This window comes from Pseudomonas sp. TE21435, from assembly GCF_056279265.1.
The window spans coordinates 4,236,900-4,255,140 of sequence record NZ_JBWBQZ010000001.1 but is presented as its reverse complement, the minus strand read 5'-3'; the positions used below and the strand labels follow the sequence as shown (position 1 = coordinate 4,255,140).

Sequence of the window (18,241 nt, the reverse complement as noted above, 5' to 3'; positions counted from 1 at the left end):
TGGAGACATAAAAAAACCCGCCACCTTGCGGTTGCGGGTTTTTTCAGGTTGCCGATCAATTACTTGATCTTGGCTTCCTTGTACACCACGTGCTTGCGGACGACCGGATCGTACTTCTTGATCTCGATCTTGTCCGGAGTGGTGCGCTTGTTCTTGTCGGTGGTGTAGAAGTGGCCGGTACCGGCACTCGAAACCAGACGGATCAATTCACGCATGATGTTCTCCTTTAAACCTTGGCGCCAGCGCGACGGATGTCGACCAGAACGGCATCGATGCCGCGCTTGTCGATGATACGCATGCCTTTGGCGGAAACGCGCAGACGCACGAAGCGCTTCTCGGATTCAACCCAGAAACGGTGGTGCTGCAGGTTCGGCAGGAAACGACGACGGGTTTTGTTGTTTGCGTGGGAAATATTGTTCCCAGTTACCGGACCCTTACCGGTAACTTGACAGACTCTCGACATGCCTCAGCCCTCTAAAACCACATGCCCAACCCGGCATGGGTTGGCCGCTTAATCTCTCAGTCAATGGCGCCAAGGCGCCGTGTTCCCGGGGGTCTTATCGGCCGGGTGCGCTTACGCGACAGACCGAGCCCCTAGAAAAGAGCGCTGCTTTATACCAGAAAGACTCCGCCACAACAACAGAATATGAGAGTTCCGGTCGGGCCGAGCGCGCCTGGGCAGCATAACGACTGGGGCGGCAAGCTGTCGACCGCCCGTCGCCGAATTAATGCGAAAGGGTGTGGTCATTTGCCCATGCCCGCACTAGGGTAGGACATTTCCTCAATTTTCCAGACTGCACCGGCAGATGGGCCACCGACCAGCCAAGGAGTCACCATGCGTGCCGCCGCCCTTTCCCTCCTGTTCACCACCCTGTGCGCCGCGGGCTTTGCCCAGGCCGCAGCGCTGTCGGTGTGCACCGAAGCCAGCCCCGAAGGCTTCGACGTGGTGCAGTACAACTCGCTGACCACCACCAACGCCTCGGCCGACGTGCTGATGAACCGCCTGGTCGAGTTCGACGCCGCCGAGGGCAAGGTGGTGCCGAGCCTGGCGCAAAGCTGGACGGTGTCGCCTGACGGCCTGGTCTACGACTTCAAGCTGCGCCCGGACGTGAAGTTTCACACCACCGCTTACTTCAAGCCGACCCGCGAACTGGACGCCGACGACGTGCTGTTCAGCTTCCAACGCATGCTCTACCCGGCCCACGCCTGGCACAAGACCGCCCCGGGCGGCTACCCGCATGCCCAATCTCTGCAACTGGGCAGCCTGATCAAGGCCATCGACGCACCCGAGCCGCACACCGTGCGCTTCACCCTGACCCACGCCGACGCCACTTTCCTGGCCACCCTGAGCATGGGCTTTGCCTCGATCTACTCCGCCGAATATGCCGACAAGCTGCTCAAGGCCGGCACCCCCGAGAAACTCAACAACCAGCCAGTGGGCACCGGCCCGTTCGTCTTCCAGCGTTTCCAGAAAGACGCCGTGGTGCGCTACCGCGCCAACCCTGACTATTTCGCCGGCAAGCCGTCGATCGACCCGCTGATCTACGCCATCACCCCGGACGCCAACGTCCGCCTGCAAAAGATCAGGCGCGGCGAATGCCAGGTGGCCCTGTCGCCCAAGCCGCTGGACATCGCCGAGGCCGGCAAGGACGGCAACCTCAAGGTCGCCACCACCCCGGCATTCATGACCGCCTTCGTCGCCATCAACAGCCAGCACCCGCCACTGGACAAGCCTGAAGTGCGCCAGGCCATCAACCTGGCCTTCGACAAGACGGCCTACCTCAAGGCCGTGTTCGAAGATACCGCCACTGCCGCCAACGGTCCCTATCCGCCGAATACCTGGAGCTATGCCAAGGACTTGTCCGGCTACACGCTCGATCACAAGAAAGCCAAGGCACTGCTGGCCAAGGCCGGCCTGGCCAAGGGTTTCGAGACCACTATCTGGACCCGCCCGTCGGGCAGTCTGCTCAACCCCAACCCCAGCCTGGGCGCACAGATGCTGCAGGCCGACCTTGCGAAAATCGGCATCAAGGCCGAGATCCGCACCATCGAGTGGGGCGAGCTGATCCGCCGCGCCAAGGCCGGCGAGCACGACCTGCTGTTCATGGGCTGGGCGGGTGACAACGGCGATCCGGACAACTTCCTCAGCCCGCAGTTTGCCTGCGCCGCGGTCAAGTCCGGGACCAACTTCGCCCGGTTCTGCGACAACCGCCTGGACCAGCTGATCAACGCCGGACGCACCACCAACGACCAGAGCGTGCGCAGCCGCCTGTACCAGCAGGCTCAGACGCTGATTCAGCAGCAGGCGCTGTGGCTGCCGCTGGCGCATCCGACTGCGGCCGCGCTGCTGCGCCAGGACGTACAGGGTTACCAGGTGAGCCCGTTCGGGCGGCAGGATTTCAGCAAGGTCTCAGTCAACCGCTGACGCCCAATCGCGAGGCAAGCCCACAGTCATTGTGAACGCGAGCTTGCCCCGCGCTGCCTAACCGGCCAGCCATCCATGCTCGACCATCGACAACGGCTCGCCATCACCCACGATGACGTGGTCCAGCACCCTCACATCGATCAATGCCAGCGATCGTTTCAAAACAAGCGTCAGGTGCACATCATCCTGACTTGGCTCGCAATTGCCCGACGGATGGTTGTGACAGAGGATCAAGGCCGCAGCGTTGTGCAGCAAAGCCCGTCGCACCACTTCGCGCGGATAGATGCTCGCCCGGTCGATCGTGCCGCGGAACAGGATCTCGAACGCCAGCGGCCTGTGCTTGGTGTCCAGGAACAGACAACCGAACACCTCGCTGGCCTCATGCCGCAGCATCGCCTTCAGGTAACGCCGCACAGCCAGCGGGCTGTCCATGACCGACTCGCGCTCGATGGACGTCGCCAGGTTCCTGCGCCCGATTTCAAGCAAGGCCTGCAACTGGCTGTACCTCACTGGCCCCAGCCCCAGTTCGCCAAGAAACGCCTGTCGATCAGCCTCGAGCACCTGACGCAAGCCGCCGAATTTCAGCAAGAGCCCGCGCGCCAGCTCCAGCACGTTGCGCCCTTTCACGCCGGAGCCGAGAAATACTGCCAGCAGTTCTGCATCGGAAAGGCTGCCAGACCCGCGCTGCAACAACTTCTCCCTCGGCCGTTCTTCAGCCGGCCACTCCCTGATGTTCATTTCCCCTCCTCGCCTGCCACTACGGCCCCTTTGGACGCTGTGTTAATCTAGTTCGCTTCGAAAATGCGACGATCTGCCGCAGGCAGCCGTCGTCGCCACCCGCTTTCACTGGAATAAGGCAAGGCCTATGCAGCGGTTGTATCGCAAGCGCATCGTTCTCGGCGTGGGTGGCGGCATCGCCGCCTACAAGAGCGCCGAGCTGATTCGCCGACTCTTGGAACACGGCGCGCAGGTGCGCGTGGTCATGACCCGTGGTGGCGCCGAGTTCATCACCCCGCTCACGCTGCAGGCGCTGTCCGGCCACCCGGTCCATCTGGACCTGCTCGACCCTGCGGCCGAAGCGGCCATGGGCCATATCGAGCTGGCCAAATGGGCCGACCTGGTGCTGATCGCCCCGGCCACCGCCGACCTGATGGCACGCATGGCCCAGGGCATGGCCGACGACCTGCTGACCACCCTGGTACTGGCTACCGACGCCACCGTCGCCGTCGCCCCGGCGATGAACCAGGCCATGTGGCGCGACCCGGCGACCCAGGCCAACCTCGAGCTGCTGAAAAGCCGCGGCATCCAGGTATTCGGCCCGGCCTCCGGCAGCCAGGCCTGTGGCGACGTGGGCCTGGGCCGCATGCTCGAAGCCACCGACCTGGCCTGGTGCGCCGCCGAAAGCTTCAAGCGTCAGGCCCTGACCGGCAAGCACGTGCTGATCACCGCCGGCCCTACGCAAGAGAACATCGACCCGGTGCGTTACATCACCAACCATAGTTCAGGGAAGATGGGCTTCGCCCTGGCCGAGGCTGCTGCCGAAGCCGGGGCCCGGGTGACCCTCGTCACCGGACCTGTGCACCTGCAGACCCCCGACCGGGTCAGCCGTATCGACGTGGTGAGCGCGCGGGACATGCTCGCGGCCTGCGAAGCTGCCATGCCTTGCGACCTGTTCATCGCCTCGGCTGCGGTCGCGGACTACCGCCCTGAGGTCGTCGCCTCACAGAAGCTTAAGAAAGATCCCACTACCGGCGACGGCATGCTGCTGCAGATGGTGCGCAATCCCGATATCCTTGCGACCATTGCCGGCCGCGCCGATCGCCCGTTCAGCGTCGGTTTCGCCGCCGAGACCGAGCACCTGCTCGACTACGCCACGCGCAAGCTCAAGGACAAGAACCTCGACCTGATCGTCGCCAATGATGTGGCCAACCCCAGCATCGGCTTCAACAGCGAGGAAAACGCCCTGACCGTGATAGACCGGCAGCAGCATCAAACCCTCTTCGCGCAGACCAGCAAAGGCAAGATTGCCCGTCAGCTGGTCGCCTTCATCGCCGAACGGCTCAACCAGGTTCAATAAGTTACATGCACGCTCTTCAAGCCAAGATCCTCGACCCTCGCCTGGGCACCGAATTCCCCCTGCCGCAGTACGCCACTCCAGGCTCGGCAGGCCTCGACCTGCGCGCCCTGCTCAAAGAAGACACCGTCCTCGAGCCAGGCCAGACCCTGCTGATCCCCACCGGCCTGTCGGTGTACATCGGCGACCCGGGCCTGGCGGCCATGATCCTGCCGCGCTCAGGCCTGGGCCATAAGCACGGCATCGTACTGGGCAACCTGGTCGGCCTGATCGACTCCGACTACCAGGGCGAGCTGATGGTGTCCTGCTGGAACCGCGGCAGCACGCCGTTCACCATCACCGTCGGCGAGCGCATCGCGCAGCTGATCCTGGTGCCGGTGGTGCAGGCGCACTTCGATATCGTCGAGCAGTTCGACGAAACCCAGCGTGGCGCCGGCGGCTTCGGCCATTCGGGCACCCGCTGAGCCGACGACAGACCGTTCGGGCCATGGATGGCGAACTCTGCGGCGAAACCACCGTCCAAGCGTTCAGTTTGTGCCTGCCCAGAAGCCTTTGAATACTTGGAGTCCCCAGAGATGAACGACATGGCCCAGCTGGTCCCCGCACTGCCCGACAGTATCTTCCGCGCCTATGACATCCGTGGCGTGGTCGGCAAGACCCTGCATGCCGAGACCGCTTACTGGATCGGCCGCGCCATTGGCGCCCAGACCCTCGCCCAGGGCGAACCGCAGATCTCGGTCGGCCGCGACGGTCGCCTGTCCGGCCCGATGCTGGTCGAGCAACTGATCAAGGGCCTGGTCGAGGCCGGTTGCCAGGTCAGCGACGTCGGCCTGGTGCCGACCCCGGCGCTGTACTACGCCGCCAATGTGCTGGCCGGCAAGTCGGGCGTGATGCTCACCGGCAGCCACAACCCGTCGGACTACAACGGTTTCAAGATCGTCATCGCCGGCGACACCCTGGCCAATGAACAGATCCAGGCCCTGCTGACCCGCCTGAAGACCAATGACCTGACCCGTGGCGATGGCCGCGTGGAAAAGGTCGAGATCCTTGAGCGCTACTTCCAGCAGATCGTCGCCGATGTGAAACTGGCCAAGCGCCTGAAGGTGGTTGTCGACTGCGGCAACGGCGCGGCCGGCGTGGTCGCTCCGCAACTGATCGAAGCGTTGAACTGTGAGGTGATCCCACTGTTCTGCGAAGTCGACGGCAACTTTCCCAACCACCACCCGGATCCGGGCAAGCCCGAGAACCTGGAGGACCTGATCGCCAAGGTGAAAGAGACCGGCGCCGATATCGGCCTGGCCTTCGATGGCGACGGTGACCGCGTGGGTGTGGTGACCAACACCGGCAGCATCGTCTACCCCGACCGCCTGCTGATGCTGTTCGCCCAGGACGTGCTGTCGCGCAACCCGGGCGCCGAGATCATCTTCGACGTCAAATGCACGCGCCGCCTGACCCCGCTGATCGAACAGCACGGTGGCCGCGCGCTGATGTGGAAGACCGGCCACTCGCTGATCAAGAAGAAGATGAAACAGACCGGCTCGCTGCTGGCCGGCGAGATGAGCGGGCACATCTTCATCAAGGAGCGCTGGTACGGTTTCGACGACGGCATCTACAGCGCCGCGCGCCTGCTGGAGATCCTCAGCAAGGCCGGGCAGGACGCCGAAAGCCTGTTCGCCGCGTTCCCCAATGATATTTCCACGCCGGAAATCAACATTGATGTGACCGACGAGGGTAAATTCAGCATCATTGATGCACTGCAACGCGACGCCGATTGGGGCGAAGCCAGCCTGACCACCATCGACGGTGTGCGGGTCGACTACCCCAACGGCTGGGGCCTGGTTCGCGCCTCCAACACCACACCGGTGCTGGTGCTGCGCTTCGAGGCCGACAGCGCCGCAGAACTCGACCGAATCAAGGCTGTATTCCGCACGCAGCTGCTGCGGGTCCAACCAGGCCTGCAACTGCCGTTCTGACGACTATCCGTTCCTTACCTGGAGCCCTGCATGACCCTCGATCGCGATGCCGCTTCCCATGTAGCCGAGGTTTTGTCCGAAGCACTGCCTTACATCCGCCGCTTCGTCGGCAAGACCCTGGTGATCAAGTACGGCGGCAACGCGATGGAGAGCGAGGAGCTCAAGACCGGCTTCGCCCGTGACATCGTGCTGATGAAGGCCGTGGGCATCAACCCGGTGGTGGTGCACGGTGGTGGCCCGCAGATCGGCGACCTGCTCAAGCGCCTGTCGATAGACAGCCACTTCATCGATGGCATGCGCGTGACCGACGCGGCGACCATGGACGTGGTGGAGATGGTCCTGGGCGGCCAGGTGAACAAGGACATCGTCAACCTGATCAACCGCCACGGCGGCAGCGCCATCGGCCTGACCGGCAAGGATGCTGAGCTGATCCGCGCCAAGAAGCTCACCGTCACCCGCCAGACGCCGGAGATGACCACCCCGGAAATCATCGACATCGGCCATGTCGGCGAGGTCGTCAGCGTCAACACCGACTTGCTGAACATGCTGGTCAAGGGTGACTTCATCCCGGTGATCGCGCCGATCGGCGTGGGCGCCAACGGCGAGTCGTACAACATCAATGCCGACCTCGTGGCCGGCAAGGTGGCCGAGGCGCTGAAGGCCGAGAAGCTGATGCTGCTGACCAACATCGCCGGCCTGATGGACAAGCAGGGCGAGGTCCTCACGGGGCTGAGCACCGAGCAGGTCAACGAACTGATCGCCGATGGCACCATCTACGGCGGCATGCTGCCGAAGATCAAGTGCGCATTGGATGCCGTCCAGGGTGGCGTGAACAGCTCGCACATCATCGACGGTCGCGTGCCGAATGCCGTGCTGCTGGAGATCTTCACCGACAGCGGCGTGGGCACGCTGATCAGCAACCGCAAACCACGCTGATCCAGCTGTAATCCTATCGCGGGGCAGGCCCGCTCCCGGCTGGGAGCAGGCCTGCCCCGCGATGCATCCATCCCCGCCCACTCAAAAAGATGGCTTATAGCCATTACCCTTGATGTTTGACTATCAAGAATCCCGGTAGACTGCCGAAACAACGTGACAGCATGCTTGCTCGTTACGAATAGTTTCTATTTACCTGGAGAACACGCGTGAAATACGCATCACAAGGACTCGTGCTGGCAGCCGCCCTGGCTGTCGGGTCCATCACCGGCTGTGCCACCGAAACCTCCACCGCTGTTGCCGTGCAACAGGTCGAAAGCGTCAGTCGTCCCTACAGCGGCGTGCGCACGCCGATCGCCGTGGGCAAGTTCGACAACCGCTCCAGCTACATGCGCGGCATCTTCTCCGACGGCGTCGACCGCCTCGGCGGCCAGGCCAAGACCATCCTGATCACCCACCTGCAGCAGACCAACCGTTTCAACGTGCTGGACCGCGACAACATGGGCGAGATCCAGCAGGAAGCGGCCATCAAGGGCCAGGCCCAGCGCCTGAAGGGCGCCGACTTCGTGGTGACCGGCGACGTCACCGAGTTCGGCCGCAAGGAAGTCGGCGATCACCAGCTGTTCGGCATCCTCGGCCGCGGCAAGACCCAGATCGCCTACGCCAAGGTCGCCCTGAACATCGTCAACATCAGCACATCCGAAGTGGTCTATTCGAGCCAGGGCGCCGGTGAATACGCCCTGTCCAACCGTGAAGTCATCGGCTTCGGCGGCACCGCCAGCTACGACTCGACCCTCAACGGCAAAGTGCTCGACCTGGCCATGCGCGAAGCTGTCAACAAGCTGGTGGGCGCAGTCGAAAGCGGCCAGTGGAAACCACAGGCGCAATAACAAGCACAACACGACAAGGAAGACCGTTCGATGAGCATCACCTACCCGGCCTGGCGCACTGTCGCCGGGCTGCTGCTGGGCAGCGTCCTGCTGGCCGGCTGCAATTCGCCCAAGACCCTGTACCAGTGGGAAAGCTACCAGCCCCAGGTATACGGCTACCTCAAAGGTGACGCCAAGGAAGAACAGGTCACCGCCCTGGAGCGCGACCTGGAGAAGATCAAGGCCAAGAACGGCGCAGTGCCACCGGGCTACCACGCGCAGCTGGGCCTGCTGTACTCCAGCCTGGGCAAGGATGACCAGATGATCCAGCAGTTCCGTACCGAAAAAGCGCTGTTCCCTGAGTCGGCGGCCTACATGGACTTCCTGATGAGCAACGCCAGCAAGGGAGCCCAGCAATGATCAAGCGCCTGACCCAACTGATCGTCGGCGCCTGCGTGCTGGCCCTGTTCGCCGGCTGCGCCGAGCGCAAGAGCATCGACTATTCGGCCTACAAGCAGAGCCGACCGAAGTCGATCCTGATCCTGCCGCCGCTGAACGAGTCGCCCGACGTCAAGGCCACCTACAGCATGCTGTCCCAGGTCACCTATCCGCTGGCCGAGGCCGGCTACTACGTGATGCCGGTGGCGCTGGTGGACGAGACGTTCCGCCAGAACGGCCTGACCACGCCGGCCGATATCCACCAGTTGCCCACCGCCAAGCTGAACGAGATCTTCGGCGCCGACGCCGGCCTGTACGTGACCGTCAGCGACTACGGCACCCGCTACATGGTGCTGAGCAGCGCGACCATCGTCACCGCCAGCGCCAAACTGGTCGACCTGAAGACCGGTGCCACCTTGTGGACCGGCAGTGCCACGGCCTCCAGCGAGGAAGGCAAGCAGAACCAGGGTGGCCTGATCGGCATGCTGGTGGCGGCGGCCATCAACCAGATCATCAGCAGCGTGCAGGATGATGCCGGCTACCCGATCGCCGGGATGACCAGCGCACGCCTGCTGACGCCCTACCCGAATGGCGGGATCCTCTACGGGCCACGTTCGCCGAAGTACGGCACAGACTGACACGACGCGCGGGCGGCCCAAGGGCCGCCTTTCTTTTCCAGTTCGGAAAAATCCTACCGCCAGCACGGACAGGCACTACAACACGCATCTCTGCCAGCCAACTAGCATTCCAACTCCATCCCATCGGAGATACAGCGATGCAGAAAGAACTGGTCAAATATGGCAGCGATGTTTCCGCAGGCAGCTACGAATGCGCCGACTGCGGACGCAAGTACTCCAACCAGGGCAAGACCTCGATGCCTCCCTGCCCTGACTTCACCCCCGGCACCCACCCCAAGCGTGGCTGGAAGATCCTCACGGGCGTCGGTGACGCCGTGCAGGACCCTTACCCGAATCGCCGCTGAACCGCAGGCACGAAAAAGGCGACCCGAAGGTCGCCTTTTTCGTGCCTGCGGGCCGGTCAGATACCGTACTGCGCGCGGTAGGCCTCGACCGCCGGCAGGTGCTGCTTGAGCTGCGGATCGTCGGCCAGGAACTCCAGCACCTGGGTCAGCGAGACGATGCTGACCACCGGGATACCGAAGTCGCGTTCGACTTCCTGGATCGCCGACAGCGCGCCATTGCCCCGCTCTTCGCGGTTCAGTGCGATCAGCACACCGGCGGCCTTGGCCTGCTGGGCGTTGATGATCTGCATGACCTCGCGGATCGCGGTGCCGGCAGTGATAACGTCGTCGATGATCAGCACGTCACCGGCCAGCGGGGCACCGACCAGGCTGCCGCCCTCGCCGTGGTCCTTGGCCTCTTTGCGGTTGAAGCACCACGGCACGTCGAGCTGGTGCTGCTCGGCCAGGGCCACGGCAGTGGTCGCCGCCAGGGGAATGCCCTTGTAGGCCGGGCCGAACAGCACGTCGAAGGGGATCTTGCTGTCGACGATGGCCGCCGCGTAGCAACGCCCCAGCTGCGCCAGGGCGGACCCGGTATTGAACAGGCCGGCATTGAAGAAGTACGGGCTGGTACGCCCCGATTTCAGGGTGAACTCACCGAAGCGCAGAACGCCGCGATCGATGGCAAAACGGATGAAGTCGCGCTGATACGGCTGCATGAAAGGTCCCGGACACCACGGATTTAGCTAAATGTGTTGAGCTCGGGTATCATACACGCACGAGATTTTTGGGGCCATTTATGCGGATCATCAGTGTGAACGTAAATGGCATTCAGGCTGCGGCCGAGCGTGGATTGCTCAGCTGGTTGCAAGCCCAGAATGCCGACGTCATCTGCCTTCAGGATACCCGCGCCTCGGCCTTTGAACTCGACGACCCAGCTTTCCAGCTCGATGGCTATTTCCTTTACGCCTGCGACGCGGAGGTGCCCACCCAAGGTGGCGTGGCACTTTACTCGCGCATGCAGCCCAAGGCAGTCATCACCGGCCTGGGCTTCGAGACAGCCGACCGCTACGGGCGTTATCTGCAAGCAGATTTCGACAAAGTCAGTATTGCCAGCCTGTTGCTGCCTTCGGGCATGAACGGGGACGAAGACTTGAACCAGAAGTTCAAGTTGATGGACGACTTCGCCAAGTACCTGGACAAGCAACGCCGCAAGCGTCGCGAGTACATCTACTGCGGCTCGTTCTACGTGGCGCAGCAGAAGCTCGACATCAAGAACTGGCGTGACAGCCAACAGTCGCCGGGCTTCCTGCCACCCGAACGCGCCTGGATGGACGCCATCGTCGGCGACATGGGTTATGTCGATGCCCTGCGCGAAGTCAGCCGTGAAGGCGACCAGTACAGCTGGTGGCCGGACAACGAGCAGGCCGAGATGCTCAACCTGGGTTACCGGTTCGACTACCAGATCCTCACCCCAGGCCTGCGCCGTTTCGTGCGCAACGCCCGCCTGCCGCGCCAGCCGCGCTTCTCCCAGCACGCGCCGCTGATCGTGGACTACGACTGGACGCTGACCATCTGAGAATGGCACGCACAAAAAAGCCGACCATCAGGTCGGCTTTTTTGTGTCTATCTGATCGGCCGCCAGATGAAGGGATAGCGATACGGCTGCCCTTCATTGGCCTTGACCGCTGCCAGGATGATCAGGATCAGCACCGTCACCATCAGCACGGCGAACAGCAGGATGCCGATGAACACGAACATCAGCAGGAAGCAGACGAAGCCGGCGATGGTCACGCTGATCTGGAAGTTCAGCGCCTCCTTGCCCTGGGCATCAATAAAAGGATCCTGCTCGCGCTTGAGGTGCCACAGCACCAGCGGGCCCAGCAAATGCCCCAGAGGCAGCACCAGCCCCAACAATGCCGAGAGGTGGCAGAACATTGCCCATTGCCTGATATCGGCGCTGGGCGGGGTGATCGGTAGATCCGAATCGTTCATGTCCCGCACCTCCCTGGCGTCTGCTCAGTCGGCCAGCGCCGCTTTCTGCAGTTCGAAGATCTCGTCCATGCCCTTCTGCGCCAGCGCCAGCATGGCGTTGAAGTCGGCAGGCTGGAACGGCGCGCCCTCGGCGGTGCCCTGCACCTCGATGAAACCACCGGCGCTGGTCATGACCACGTTCAGGTCGGTCTCGGCGGCAGAGTCCTCGAGGTAGTCGAGGTCGAGCACGGCCTCGCCCTGGTACATGCCCACCGATACCGCGGCAATCATGTGCTTGAGCGGGTTGCCACCCTTGAGGCCGCCACGTTTCTTGATCACCGCCAGGGCGTCGCACAGGGCAACCATGGCGCCGGTGATCGAGGCAGTGCGGGTGCCGCCGTCGGCCTGGATCACGTCGCAGTCGACGTACAGGGTGATGTCGCCGAGCTTGCTCATGTCCAGCGCAGCGCGCAGGGAGCGGCCGATAAGGCGCTGGATCTCTAGGGTGCGGCCGCCTTGCTTGCCACGGCTGGCCTCGCGCTGGTTACGCTCGCCGGTGGAGCGCGGCAGCATGCCGTACTCGGCGGTCAGCCAACCTTGGCCCTGGCCTTTGAGGAAGCGGGGAACACCGTTCTCGACGCTGACCGTGCAGATGACCTTGGTGTCACCGAACTCGACCAGAACCGATCCTTCGGCGTGCTTGGTGTAGTTGCGGGTAATGCGGATCGAGCGGAGCTGATCGGCGGCGCGACCACTTGGACGTTTCATCTGGAATACCTGTACGGGGACATTTGAATCTGCCGAGCATTATAGAGCCCGACGCCCGGCGAAGGCACGCCTGTCGTCGCGCTTGCGCAGCCTGTCGTGTTTTCCGACAGGTTTCGGGGCGACCGTTAGCATGGCTGGATTGGGCGCCCACGCCGCACTGCGCTACAATCCTGCGCCTTGCAGCCGACAGGCTCTCCGTCCACCTGAATACGCGAGGTACTCCCCATGGTGCATAGCATGACCGCTTTTGCTCGTGTCGAGCGCGCTGGCAGCCAAGGCACCCTGGTCTGGGAGCTGCGCTCGGTCAACCACCGCTATCTCGAACCCCACCTGCGCCTGCCCGAGGCCCTGCGCGACCTCGAAGGCGCCGTACGCGAAGGCCTGCGCCAAGGCCTCTCGCGCGGCAAGGTCGAGTGCACCCTGCGTCTGAGCGAGGACAGCACCGGCAAGCCACTGCAGGTCGATCGCGAACGTGCCGCGCAACTGGTCGCCGCCGCCGAAACCGTCGCCAGCCTGATCAAGCAACCGGCACCGCTCAACCCGCTGGAAGTACTGGCCTGGCCGGGCGTGCTGGTGGCCGACGCCACCGACCCGCAAGCGCTCAATGCCGAAGCCATCGCACTGTTCGACGAAGCCCTGACCGAACTCAAGGCCGGCCGCCAACGCGAAGGCGCCGAACTGGCCCGGCTGATCAACGAGCGCCTGGACAGCATGGCCGGAGAAGTCGCCACCCTGCGCGCCCTGGTGCCGCAGATGCTCGCCGCACAGCGGCAGAAGGTCCTCGACCGCTTCAGCGACATGCAGGCCGAGCTCGACCCACAACGCCTGGAACAGGAGATGGTCCTGCTGGCGCAGAAAAGCGACGTCGCCGAAGAGCTGGACCGCCTCAGCACTCACGTCACCGAAGTACGCCGGGTACTCAAGTCGGGCGGCGCCGCCGGCCGGCGCCTGGACTTCCTGATGCAGGAGCTCAACCGCGAAGCCAACACCCTTGGCTCCAAGGCATTCGACCCACGCAGCACGCAGGCGGCAGTCAACCTGAAGGTGCTGATCGAACAGATGCGTGAACAAGTACAGAACATCGAGTAAGGCCACCCCTACCATGAACCACAGCAGCGGCACCCTCTACATCGTCTCGGCCCCGTCCGGCGCCGGCAAGACCAGCCTGGTCACTGAGCTGATCAGGCAAGACCCGCGTGTGAGCGTCTCGGTATCGCATACCACGCGCAAGATGCGCCCAGGCGAAAAGCATGGAACGAACTATCACTTCGTCAGCCATGACGAGTTCAAGACACTCATCGCCAAGAATGACTTCCTTGAGCATGCCGAGGTGTTCGGCAATTTCTACGGTACTTCCCGCAGCGCGATGCAGCAGACGCTGAACAAGGGAAAAGACCTGATACTGGAAATCGACTGGCAAGGAGCCCGTCAGGTACGCAAGCTAATGCCAAAAGCGCGCTCGATCTTCATCCTGCCACCGAGCCAGCAGGCCCTGCGCCAACGCTTGGACGGTCGCGGCCAGGACAGCGAAGAAATCATCGCCGGACGCATGAAGGAAGCGGTCAGCGAGATGGAGCATTACAACGAGTACGAGTACGTCATCATCAACGACAAGTTTGATGATGCACTCGAAGACCTCAAGGCGGTGTTCCGCTCGAACCGCGAAGATGGTGCGGATGCCGTGCAGCATGCCGAAAAGCTGAAGCTGGATAACCAGCAGCGAGTACACCGAGCACTACTCAAAGAGCTGATCGGCTGAAGATAGCCTGGGTCTCTATGAGGCCCATTCGCCGCGGTTCGTCGCCACGACAAGCCGGCTCCCACAAGGGTATGCAATCTCCTGTGGGAGCCGGCTTGCCGGCGATGGGCTGCAAAGCAGCCCCTTTTTCCTTACTCCTGCAGCTGCAACGTCGCCTGCTGACGCAGGGTAGCCCCCAGGAAGTATGCCGGCGCACGCAGCCGCGACAGCAGCATCAGCACGATGCCCAGCGCCGAGATGATCGCCGCGATCACGAATACCAGCCCCAGCCCCCCAACATGCGAGCCACTGCCGAAGTCCGGCGAGGCGCTGTCGATCGCCGTGCGCAGGAAGATCACCGACAGGATCAGGCCACCCACCAGCGGGCACACGCCGCGCATGAAGAAGTGGCGCACGCTGTCGAACAGGCTGCGGCGGAAGTACCACACGCAGGCGAAGGCGGTCAGCGAATAGTAGAAGCAGATCATCATGCCCAGGGCGGTGATGGTGTCGGCCAGCACGTTCTCGCTGAGGGTACGCATGGTCACGTAGAACAGACCTGCGGCAATACCGGCACAGATGGTCGCGTAGCGCGGCGTCTGCGAACGCGGGCAAACAGTGGCGAAGCGTTGCGGCACCGCGCCGTAGTAACCCATGGCAAGCAGGGTGCGCGCCGGCGAGACGAAAGTCGATTGCAGCGAGGCGGCGGTGCTGGCCAGCACCGCGATCGACATCAGGATCGCCAGCGGTCCCATCACCGGCCCGGCCAGGTGGGCGAACACGTTCTCCTGGATGCGCGGATTGTTCAGGCCCAGGCCGTGCTCACTGATCCCGGCAAACTGCAGGGTGGCGATGGCGGTGAGCAGGTACAGGCCGAGAATCAGCAGCACGGTCCAGGTTGCCGCCTTGCCCGGTACTTCATCGCTGCCGATCGACTCTTCGCTGACGGTCAGGCACACGTCCCAGCCCCAGAAAATGAAAATCGACAACGACAGGCCGGCGGCAAAGGCCGAGAACGACTCGACACCGAACGGGTTGAACCAGGCCAGGTCGAACGCCAGCGGCGGCGGCGCAGTGGTCTCGCCGAACGCTGCGAAGGCGAAGCCGATCAGCACCAGCAACTGCAAGGCCACCAAGCCGTACTGCACCGTCATGGTGGTGGCCATGCCGCGACAGCAGATCCACACCGCCAGGGCGATGAACACGCAACAGGTGGTGACGTTGATCAACAGGTTGTCCGCCAACGCGGCCAGCTCCTGGTTGCCGGTGATCTGGGCCAGGAACAGGTAGAAGAAGTCCACCGCCACGCCTGCCAGATTGGACAGCACGATGGTGGTGGCGACCACCAGCCCCCAGCCGCCGATCCAGCCGATCATCGGGCCGAAGGCCCGGGCCGACCAGGTGAAGGACGTGCCGCTGTCGGGCTCCGCCGAGTTCAGCTCGCGGTAGCCCAGGGCGACCAGCAGCATCGGCAGGAAGCCGACGATGAACACCGCCGGCAGGTGGGCGCCGACTTCACGCACGGTCGGGCCGAGCGCGCCAGTCAGGGTGTAGACCGGCGCAATGGTGGAAATGCCCAGCACGACGCTGGCCAGCAGACCGAGGCGGCCCTTGGCCAGGCCCTTGCTGCGCTGGGTGTTGCCCGAGTCGGCCGCCACGTCGGGGGGGCGGCCGGCTTCTGTGTAATCGCTCATGAGTATTTGCCGTAACTATTGGAATTGTTTTCACAGGCCCGCCGTAGCGGGCCCGCTTCCACTCATTGAAAGCTCACTGCCGGGGTGGGTCATCCGAGACTACCGGGTGACGTCAGAGGATCTTCTGGCGCACACCCTCCCGTGCAGCATGGGCAATGCAGGCCTCGCGGAACGCCTCGAACAGGCGCAGCGAAACCGGGTTTTCGGCGAAACGCCATTCAGGGTGCCACTGCACGCCGAGTACAAAGCCCGGCGCATCAGGCATCGACACCGCTTCGATCAGGCCATCCGGGGCCCGTGCCTCGACGCGCAGGCCCGGGGCCAGGCGGTCGATGCCCTGGCTGTGCAGCGAGTTGACCTCGAACCGCGCAGCCAGGCCCAGGCGCTCGAGCACCCCACCCGGCTGTATGCCGACGGGGTGACGAGGGCCGTATTGCACCTCCAGGGGTGCGTCCTCAGGTTCGCGGTGGTCCAGGTAGCCGGGCAATTCCTGCACCCGTTGGTGCAGGCTGCCACCGAGGGCCACGTTCAGTTCCTGGAAGCCACGGCAGATGCAGAACACCGGCACACCCGCGGCAATGGCCGCCTGCAGCAGCGGCAAGGTCAGGCGGTCACGTGCAAGATCGTGCCGGGTGCCTTCCGCGCTGGGCGCGCCATTGTAATGATGCGGCTCGACATTTGAAGGCGAACCGGTAAAAAGAATGCCATCGAGCCTGGCCAGCAGCGTCTGCGTGTCGCTGCCGCCGTCACGGGCCGGCAGGATCAGCGGCAGCCCGGCAAAGCCCGCGGCCTCGACATACTTGTCGCCCACCGTGTGCGACGAGTTCTTCCCCACCTGCTGGCGGCAGGCGCTGACACCGATCAAGGGGACCGCAATTGCGCTCATGGGCTTACACCGTGTGCAGGTACCAGTTGTACTCGAGGTCGGAGATCGACACTTCGAACTCGGCCAGCTCGCTTTCCTTGCAGGCCACGAAGATGTCGATGTAGTCCGGGCTGATGTATTGGTTGAGGACTTCGCTGTCATCCAGCGCGCGCAGGGCATCACGCAGGTTGTTCGGCAGGCTCTGCTCCAGCTGCTCGTACGAGTTGCCCTCGATCGGCGCGTCCGGCTCGACCTTGTTGGTCAGGCCGTGGTGGATGCCGGCGAGGATCGCCGCAAGCATCAGGTACGGGTTGGCATCGGCGCCGGCCACGCGGTGCTCGATGCGCACGTTCTCGCTGCTGTCGGTCGGCACGCGGACAGCCACCGTGCGGTTGTCCAGGCCCCAGCTCGGCGCGTTGGGCACATAGAACTGTGCACCGAAGCGACGGTACGAGTTGATGTTCGGGCAGAGGAATGCCATCGATGCCGGCATGGTTTCCAGCACGCCACCAATGGCGTGGCGCAGGGCGTCGCTTTGCAGCGGGTCGGCATTGGCGAAGATGTTCTTGCCGGTTTTCTTGTCCAGCAACGAAATGTGTACGTGCAGGCCATTGCCCGCCTGGCCCGGATAGGGCTTGGCCATGAAGGTGGAGTCCATCTCATGGTCGTAGGCGACGTTCTTGATCAGGCGCTTGAGCAGGATCGCGTAGTCACAGGCCTTCAGCGGGTCGGCGACGTGGTGCAGGTTCACCTCGAACTGCGCCGGGGCGCTTTCCTTGACGATGGCGTCAGCCGGCAAGCCCTGCTCCTTGGCAGCTTCGAGCATGTCCTGCAGGCAGTCGGCGTATTCGTCGAGATCGTCGATCAGGTACACCTGGGTCGACTGCGGGCGCTTGCCTGAAATCGGCGAGCGCGGCGGCTGCGGGCGACCGTTGAGGTTGTCCTGGTCGATCAGGTAGAACTCCAGCTCGAACGCGGCGCAGATATCCAGGCCCAGGTCGTCGAACTTGCTCACCACCTGGCGCAGCACTTCCCGCGGGTCGGCGAAAAACGGCGCGCCGTCCAACTCATGCATGGTCATCAGCAACTGGGCGGTCGGGCGTTTCTGCCAGGGTTCGTCGCACAGCGTGCCGGCAATCGGGAAACAGATGCGGTCGGCGTCACCGATGTCCAGGCCCAGCCCGGTGCTTTCGACGGTCGAGCCGTTGATATCCAGGGCAAACAGCGACGCCGGCAGGTTGATGCCCTTCTCGTACACCTTGTGCAGGCTGGCGCGCTCGATGCGCTTCCCGCGCACCACGCCGTTCATGTCGGAGATCAGCAGGTCGACGTACTGGGTATCCGGATGGGCATCCAGGAATTCATTCATCTCGCGGGAAGAACTGGCGCACGGGGAGACCGACGTCATGGCTGTACATCCTTTGATTCGGAGCGGCGATGTGGGAACTGCGGATGACGCCTTGTAGGGCGACGATGGTGCTGCTGTTGTTCTTTTCACTGGCCCATCGTTGGGGGCTGGTTGCCGACCG

20 protein-coding genes and 1 pseudogene are annotated in these 18,241 nt (G+C 63.5%); 12 read left to right on the top strand and 9 right to left on the bottom strand.

Annotated features, from left to right (window positions below):
* Window positions 1–59 precede the first annotated feature (59 nt).
* The gene (gene rpmG, locus ACZ9C1_RS19330) at window positions 60–215 is read right to left on the bottom strand and encodes a 50S ribosomal protein L33 (protein WP_003253507.1); all 156 of its coding nucleotides are present in this window, start codon (window positions 213–215) and stop codon (window positions 60–62) included.
* Window positions 216–226: 11 nt separating this feature from the next.
* Window positions 227–463 carry a 50S ribosomal protein L28 gene (gene rpmB, locus ACZ9C1_RS19325; protein ID WP_023629974.1) on the bottom strand — a complete coding sequence of 79 codons (237 nt, stop codon included), beginning with the start codon at window positions 461–463 and terminating at the stop codon, window positions 227–229.
* A 372-nt stretch (window positions 464–835) separates the two neighbouring features.
* Here rpmB and ACZ9C1_RS19320 point away from each other — a divergent pair, with 372 nt between their 5' ends.
* Window positions 836–2,425, top strand: coding sequence for an ABC transporter substrate-binding protein (locus ACZ9C1_RS19320; protein WP_277502435.1), 1,590 nt, complete (start codon window positions 836–838; stop codon window positions 2,423–2,425).
* Between the two features lie 57 nt (window positions 2,426–2,482).
* On the opposite strand, the gene radC is transcribed toward ACZ9C1_RS19320, so the two are convergent.
* The gene (gene radC / locus ACZ9C1_RS19315) at window positions 2,483–3,163 is read right to left on the bottom strand and encodes a RadC family protein (protein WP_102684800.1); all 681 of its coding nucleotides are present in this window, start codon (window positions 3,161–3,163) and stop codon (window positions 2,483–2,485) included.
* Between the two features lie 127 nt (window positions 3,164–3,290).
* Between radC and coaBC the strand changes: the two genes are divergently transcribed.
* From coaBC to ACZ9C1_RS19275, 8 genes and pseudogenes are all read left to right on the top strand, one after another.
* Window positions 3,291–4,502 carry a bifunctional phosphopantothenoylcysteine decarboxylase/phosphopantothenate--cysteine ligase CoaBC gene (gene coaBC, locus ACZ9C1_RS19310; RefSeq protein ID WP_102684801.1) on the top strand — a complete coding sequence of 404 codons (1,212 nt, stop codon included), beginning with the start codon at window positions 3,291–3,293 and terminating at the stop codon, window positions 4,500–4,502.
* Between the two features lie 5 nt (window positions 4,503–4,507).
* Window positions 4,508–4,963 (top strand): dUTP diphosphatase, encoded by a 456-nt coding sequence (gene dut, locus ACZ9C1_RS19305; protein WP_102684802.1) that lies wholly within the window; start codon window positions 4,508–4,510, stop codon window positions 4,961–4,963.
* A gap of 135 nt (window positions 4,964–5,098) precedes the next feature.
* A pseudogene (locus ACZ9C1_RS19300) lies at window positions 5,099–6,472 on the top strand (phosphomannomutase/phosphoglucomutase); the annotation flags it as partial.
* 30 nt (window positions 6,473–6,502) lie between these two features.
* Window positions 6,503–7,408: an acetylglutamate kinase gene (argB, locus tag ACZ9C1_RS19295; RefSeq protein WP_023629901.1), complete on the top strand. Its 906-nt coding sequence runs from the start codon at window positions 6,503–6,505 to the stop codon at window positions 7,406–7,408.
* Window positions 7,409–7,614: 206 nt separating this feature from the next.
* Entirely contained in the window at window positions 7,615–8,295 is a 681-nt protein-coding gene (locus ACZ9C1_RS19290; RefSeq protein ID WP_476254287.1) for a CsgG/HfaB family protein, read from the top strand.
* A 30-nt stretch (window positions 8,296–8,325) separates the two neighbouring features.
* Complete coding sequence (locus ACZ9C1_RS19285; protein WP_102684805.1) at window positions 8,326–8,694, top strand: DUF4810 domain-containing protein; 369 nt, start codon at window positions 8,326–8,328, stop codon at window positions 8,692–8,694.
* Window positions 8,691–9,350, top strand: a complete 660-nt coding sequence (locus ACZ9C1_RS19280; RefSeq protein ID WP_028689941.1) for a DUF799 domain-containing protein — start codon at window positions 8,691–8,693, stop codon at window positions 9,348–9,350. Before ACZ9C1_RS19285 ends, ACZ9C1_RS19280 begins: the two co-directional genes overlap by 4 nt.
* 137 nt (window positions 9,351–9,487) lie before the next feature.
* A complete protein-coding gene (locus ACZ9C1_RS19275) occupies window positions 9,488–9,694 on the top strand; it encodes a hypothetical protein (protein ID WP_110696773.1) in 207 nt (68 codons plus the stop codon).
* A gap of 56 nt (window positions 9,695–9,750) precedes the next feature.
* Here the strand turns inward: ACZ9C1_RS19275 and pyrE are convergent, their stop codons facing one another.
* Window positions 9,751–10,392, bottom strand: coding sequence for an orotate phosphoribosyltransferase (gene pyrE, locus ACZ9C1_RS19270; protein ID WP_476254286.1), 642 nt, complete (start codon window positions 10,390–10,392; stop codon window positions 9,751–9,753).
* Between the two features lie 80 nt (window positions 10,393–10,472).
* Between pyrE and ACZ9C1_RS19265 the strand changes: the two genes are divergently transcribed.
* On the top strand, window positions 10,473–11,252 hold the full coding sequence (locus ACZ9C1_RS19265; RefSeq protein WP_023629898.1) for an exodeoxyribonuclease III: 780 nt from the start codon (window positions 10,473–10,475) through the stop codon (window positions 11,250–11,252).
* A 47-nt stretch (window positions 11,253–11,299) separates the two neighbouring features.
* Here the strand turns inward: ACZ9C1_RS19265 and ACZ9C1_RS19260 are convergent, their stop codons facing one another.
* Together ACZ9C1_RS19260 and rph are read right to left on the bottom strand one after the other, a co-directional pair.
* Window positions 11,300–11,668, bottom strand: a complete 369-nt coding sequence (locus tag ACZ9C1_RS19260) for a DUF4870 domain-containing protein (RefSeq protein WP_139674867.1) — start codon at window positions 11,666–11,668, stop codon at window positions 11,300–11,302.
* A 24-nt stretch (window positions 11,669–11,692) separates the two neighbouring features.
* Entirely contained in the window at window positions 11,693–12,415 is a 723-nt protein-coding gene (gene rph, locus ACZ9C1_RS19255; protein WP_046857587.1) for a ribonuclease PH, read from the bottom strand.
* A gap of 225 nt (window positions 12,416–12,640) precedes the next feature.
* On the opposite strand from rph, the gene ACZ9C1_RS19250 reads away from it, so the two are divergent.
* Together ACZ9C1_RS19250 and gmk are read left to right on the top strand one after the other, a co-directional pair.
* Window positions 12,641–13,504, top strand: a complete 864-nt coding sequence (locus ACZ9C1_RS19250; RefSeq protein ID WP_102684577.1) for a YicC/YloC family endoribonuclease — start codon at window positions 12,641–12,643, stop codon at window positions 13,502–13,504.
* 13 nt (window positions 13,505–13,517) lie between these two features.
* Complete coding sequence (gene gmk / locus ACZ9C1_RS19245; RefSeq protein ID WP_139674862.1) at window positions 13,518–14,174, top strand: guanylate kinase; 657 nt, start codon at window positions 13,518–13,520, stop codon at window positions 14,172–14,174.
* 131 nt (window positions 14,175–14,305) lie between these two features.
* On the opposite strand, the gene ACZ9C1_RS19240 is transcribed toward gmk, so the two are convergent.
* From ACZ9C1_RS19240 to ACZ9C1_RS19230, 3 genes are all read right to left on the bottom strand, one after another.
* A complete protein-coding gene (locus tag ACZ9C1_RS19240; protein ID WP_023631275.1) occupies window positions 14,306–15,847 on the bottom strand; it encodes an APC family permease in 1,542 nt (513 codons plus the stop codon).
* 112 nt (window positions 15,848–15,959) lie between these two features.
* Window positions 15,960–16,733: a gamma-glutamyl-gamma-aminobutyrate hydrolase family protein gene (locus tag ACZ9C1_RS19235; RefSeq protein WP_102684580.1), complete on the bottom strand. Its 774-nt coding sequence runs from the start codon at window positions 16,731–16,733 to the stop codon at window positions 15,960–15,962.
* 4 nt (window positions 16,734–16,737) lie between these two features.
* Window positions 16,738–18,120: a glutamine synthetase family protein gene (locus ACZ9C1_RS19230; protein WP_102684581.1), complete on the bottom strand. Its 1,383-nt coding sequence runs from the start codon at window positions 18,118–18,120 to the stop codon at window positions 16,738–16,740.
* Between the last annotated feature and the right edge of the window lie 121 nt (window positions 18,121–18,241).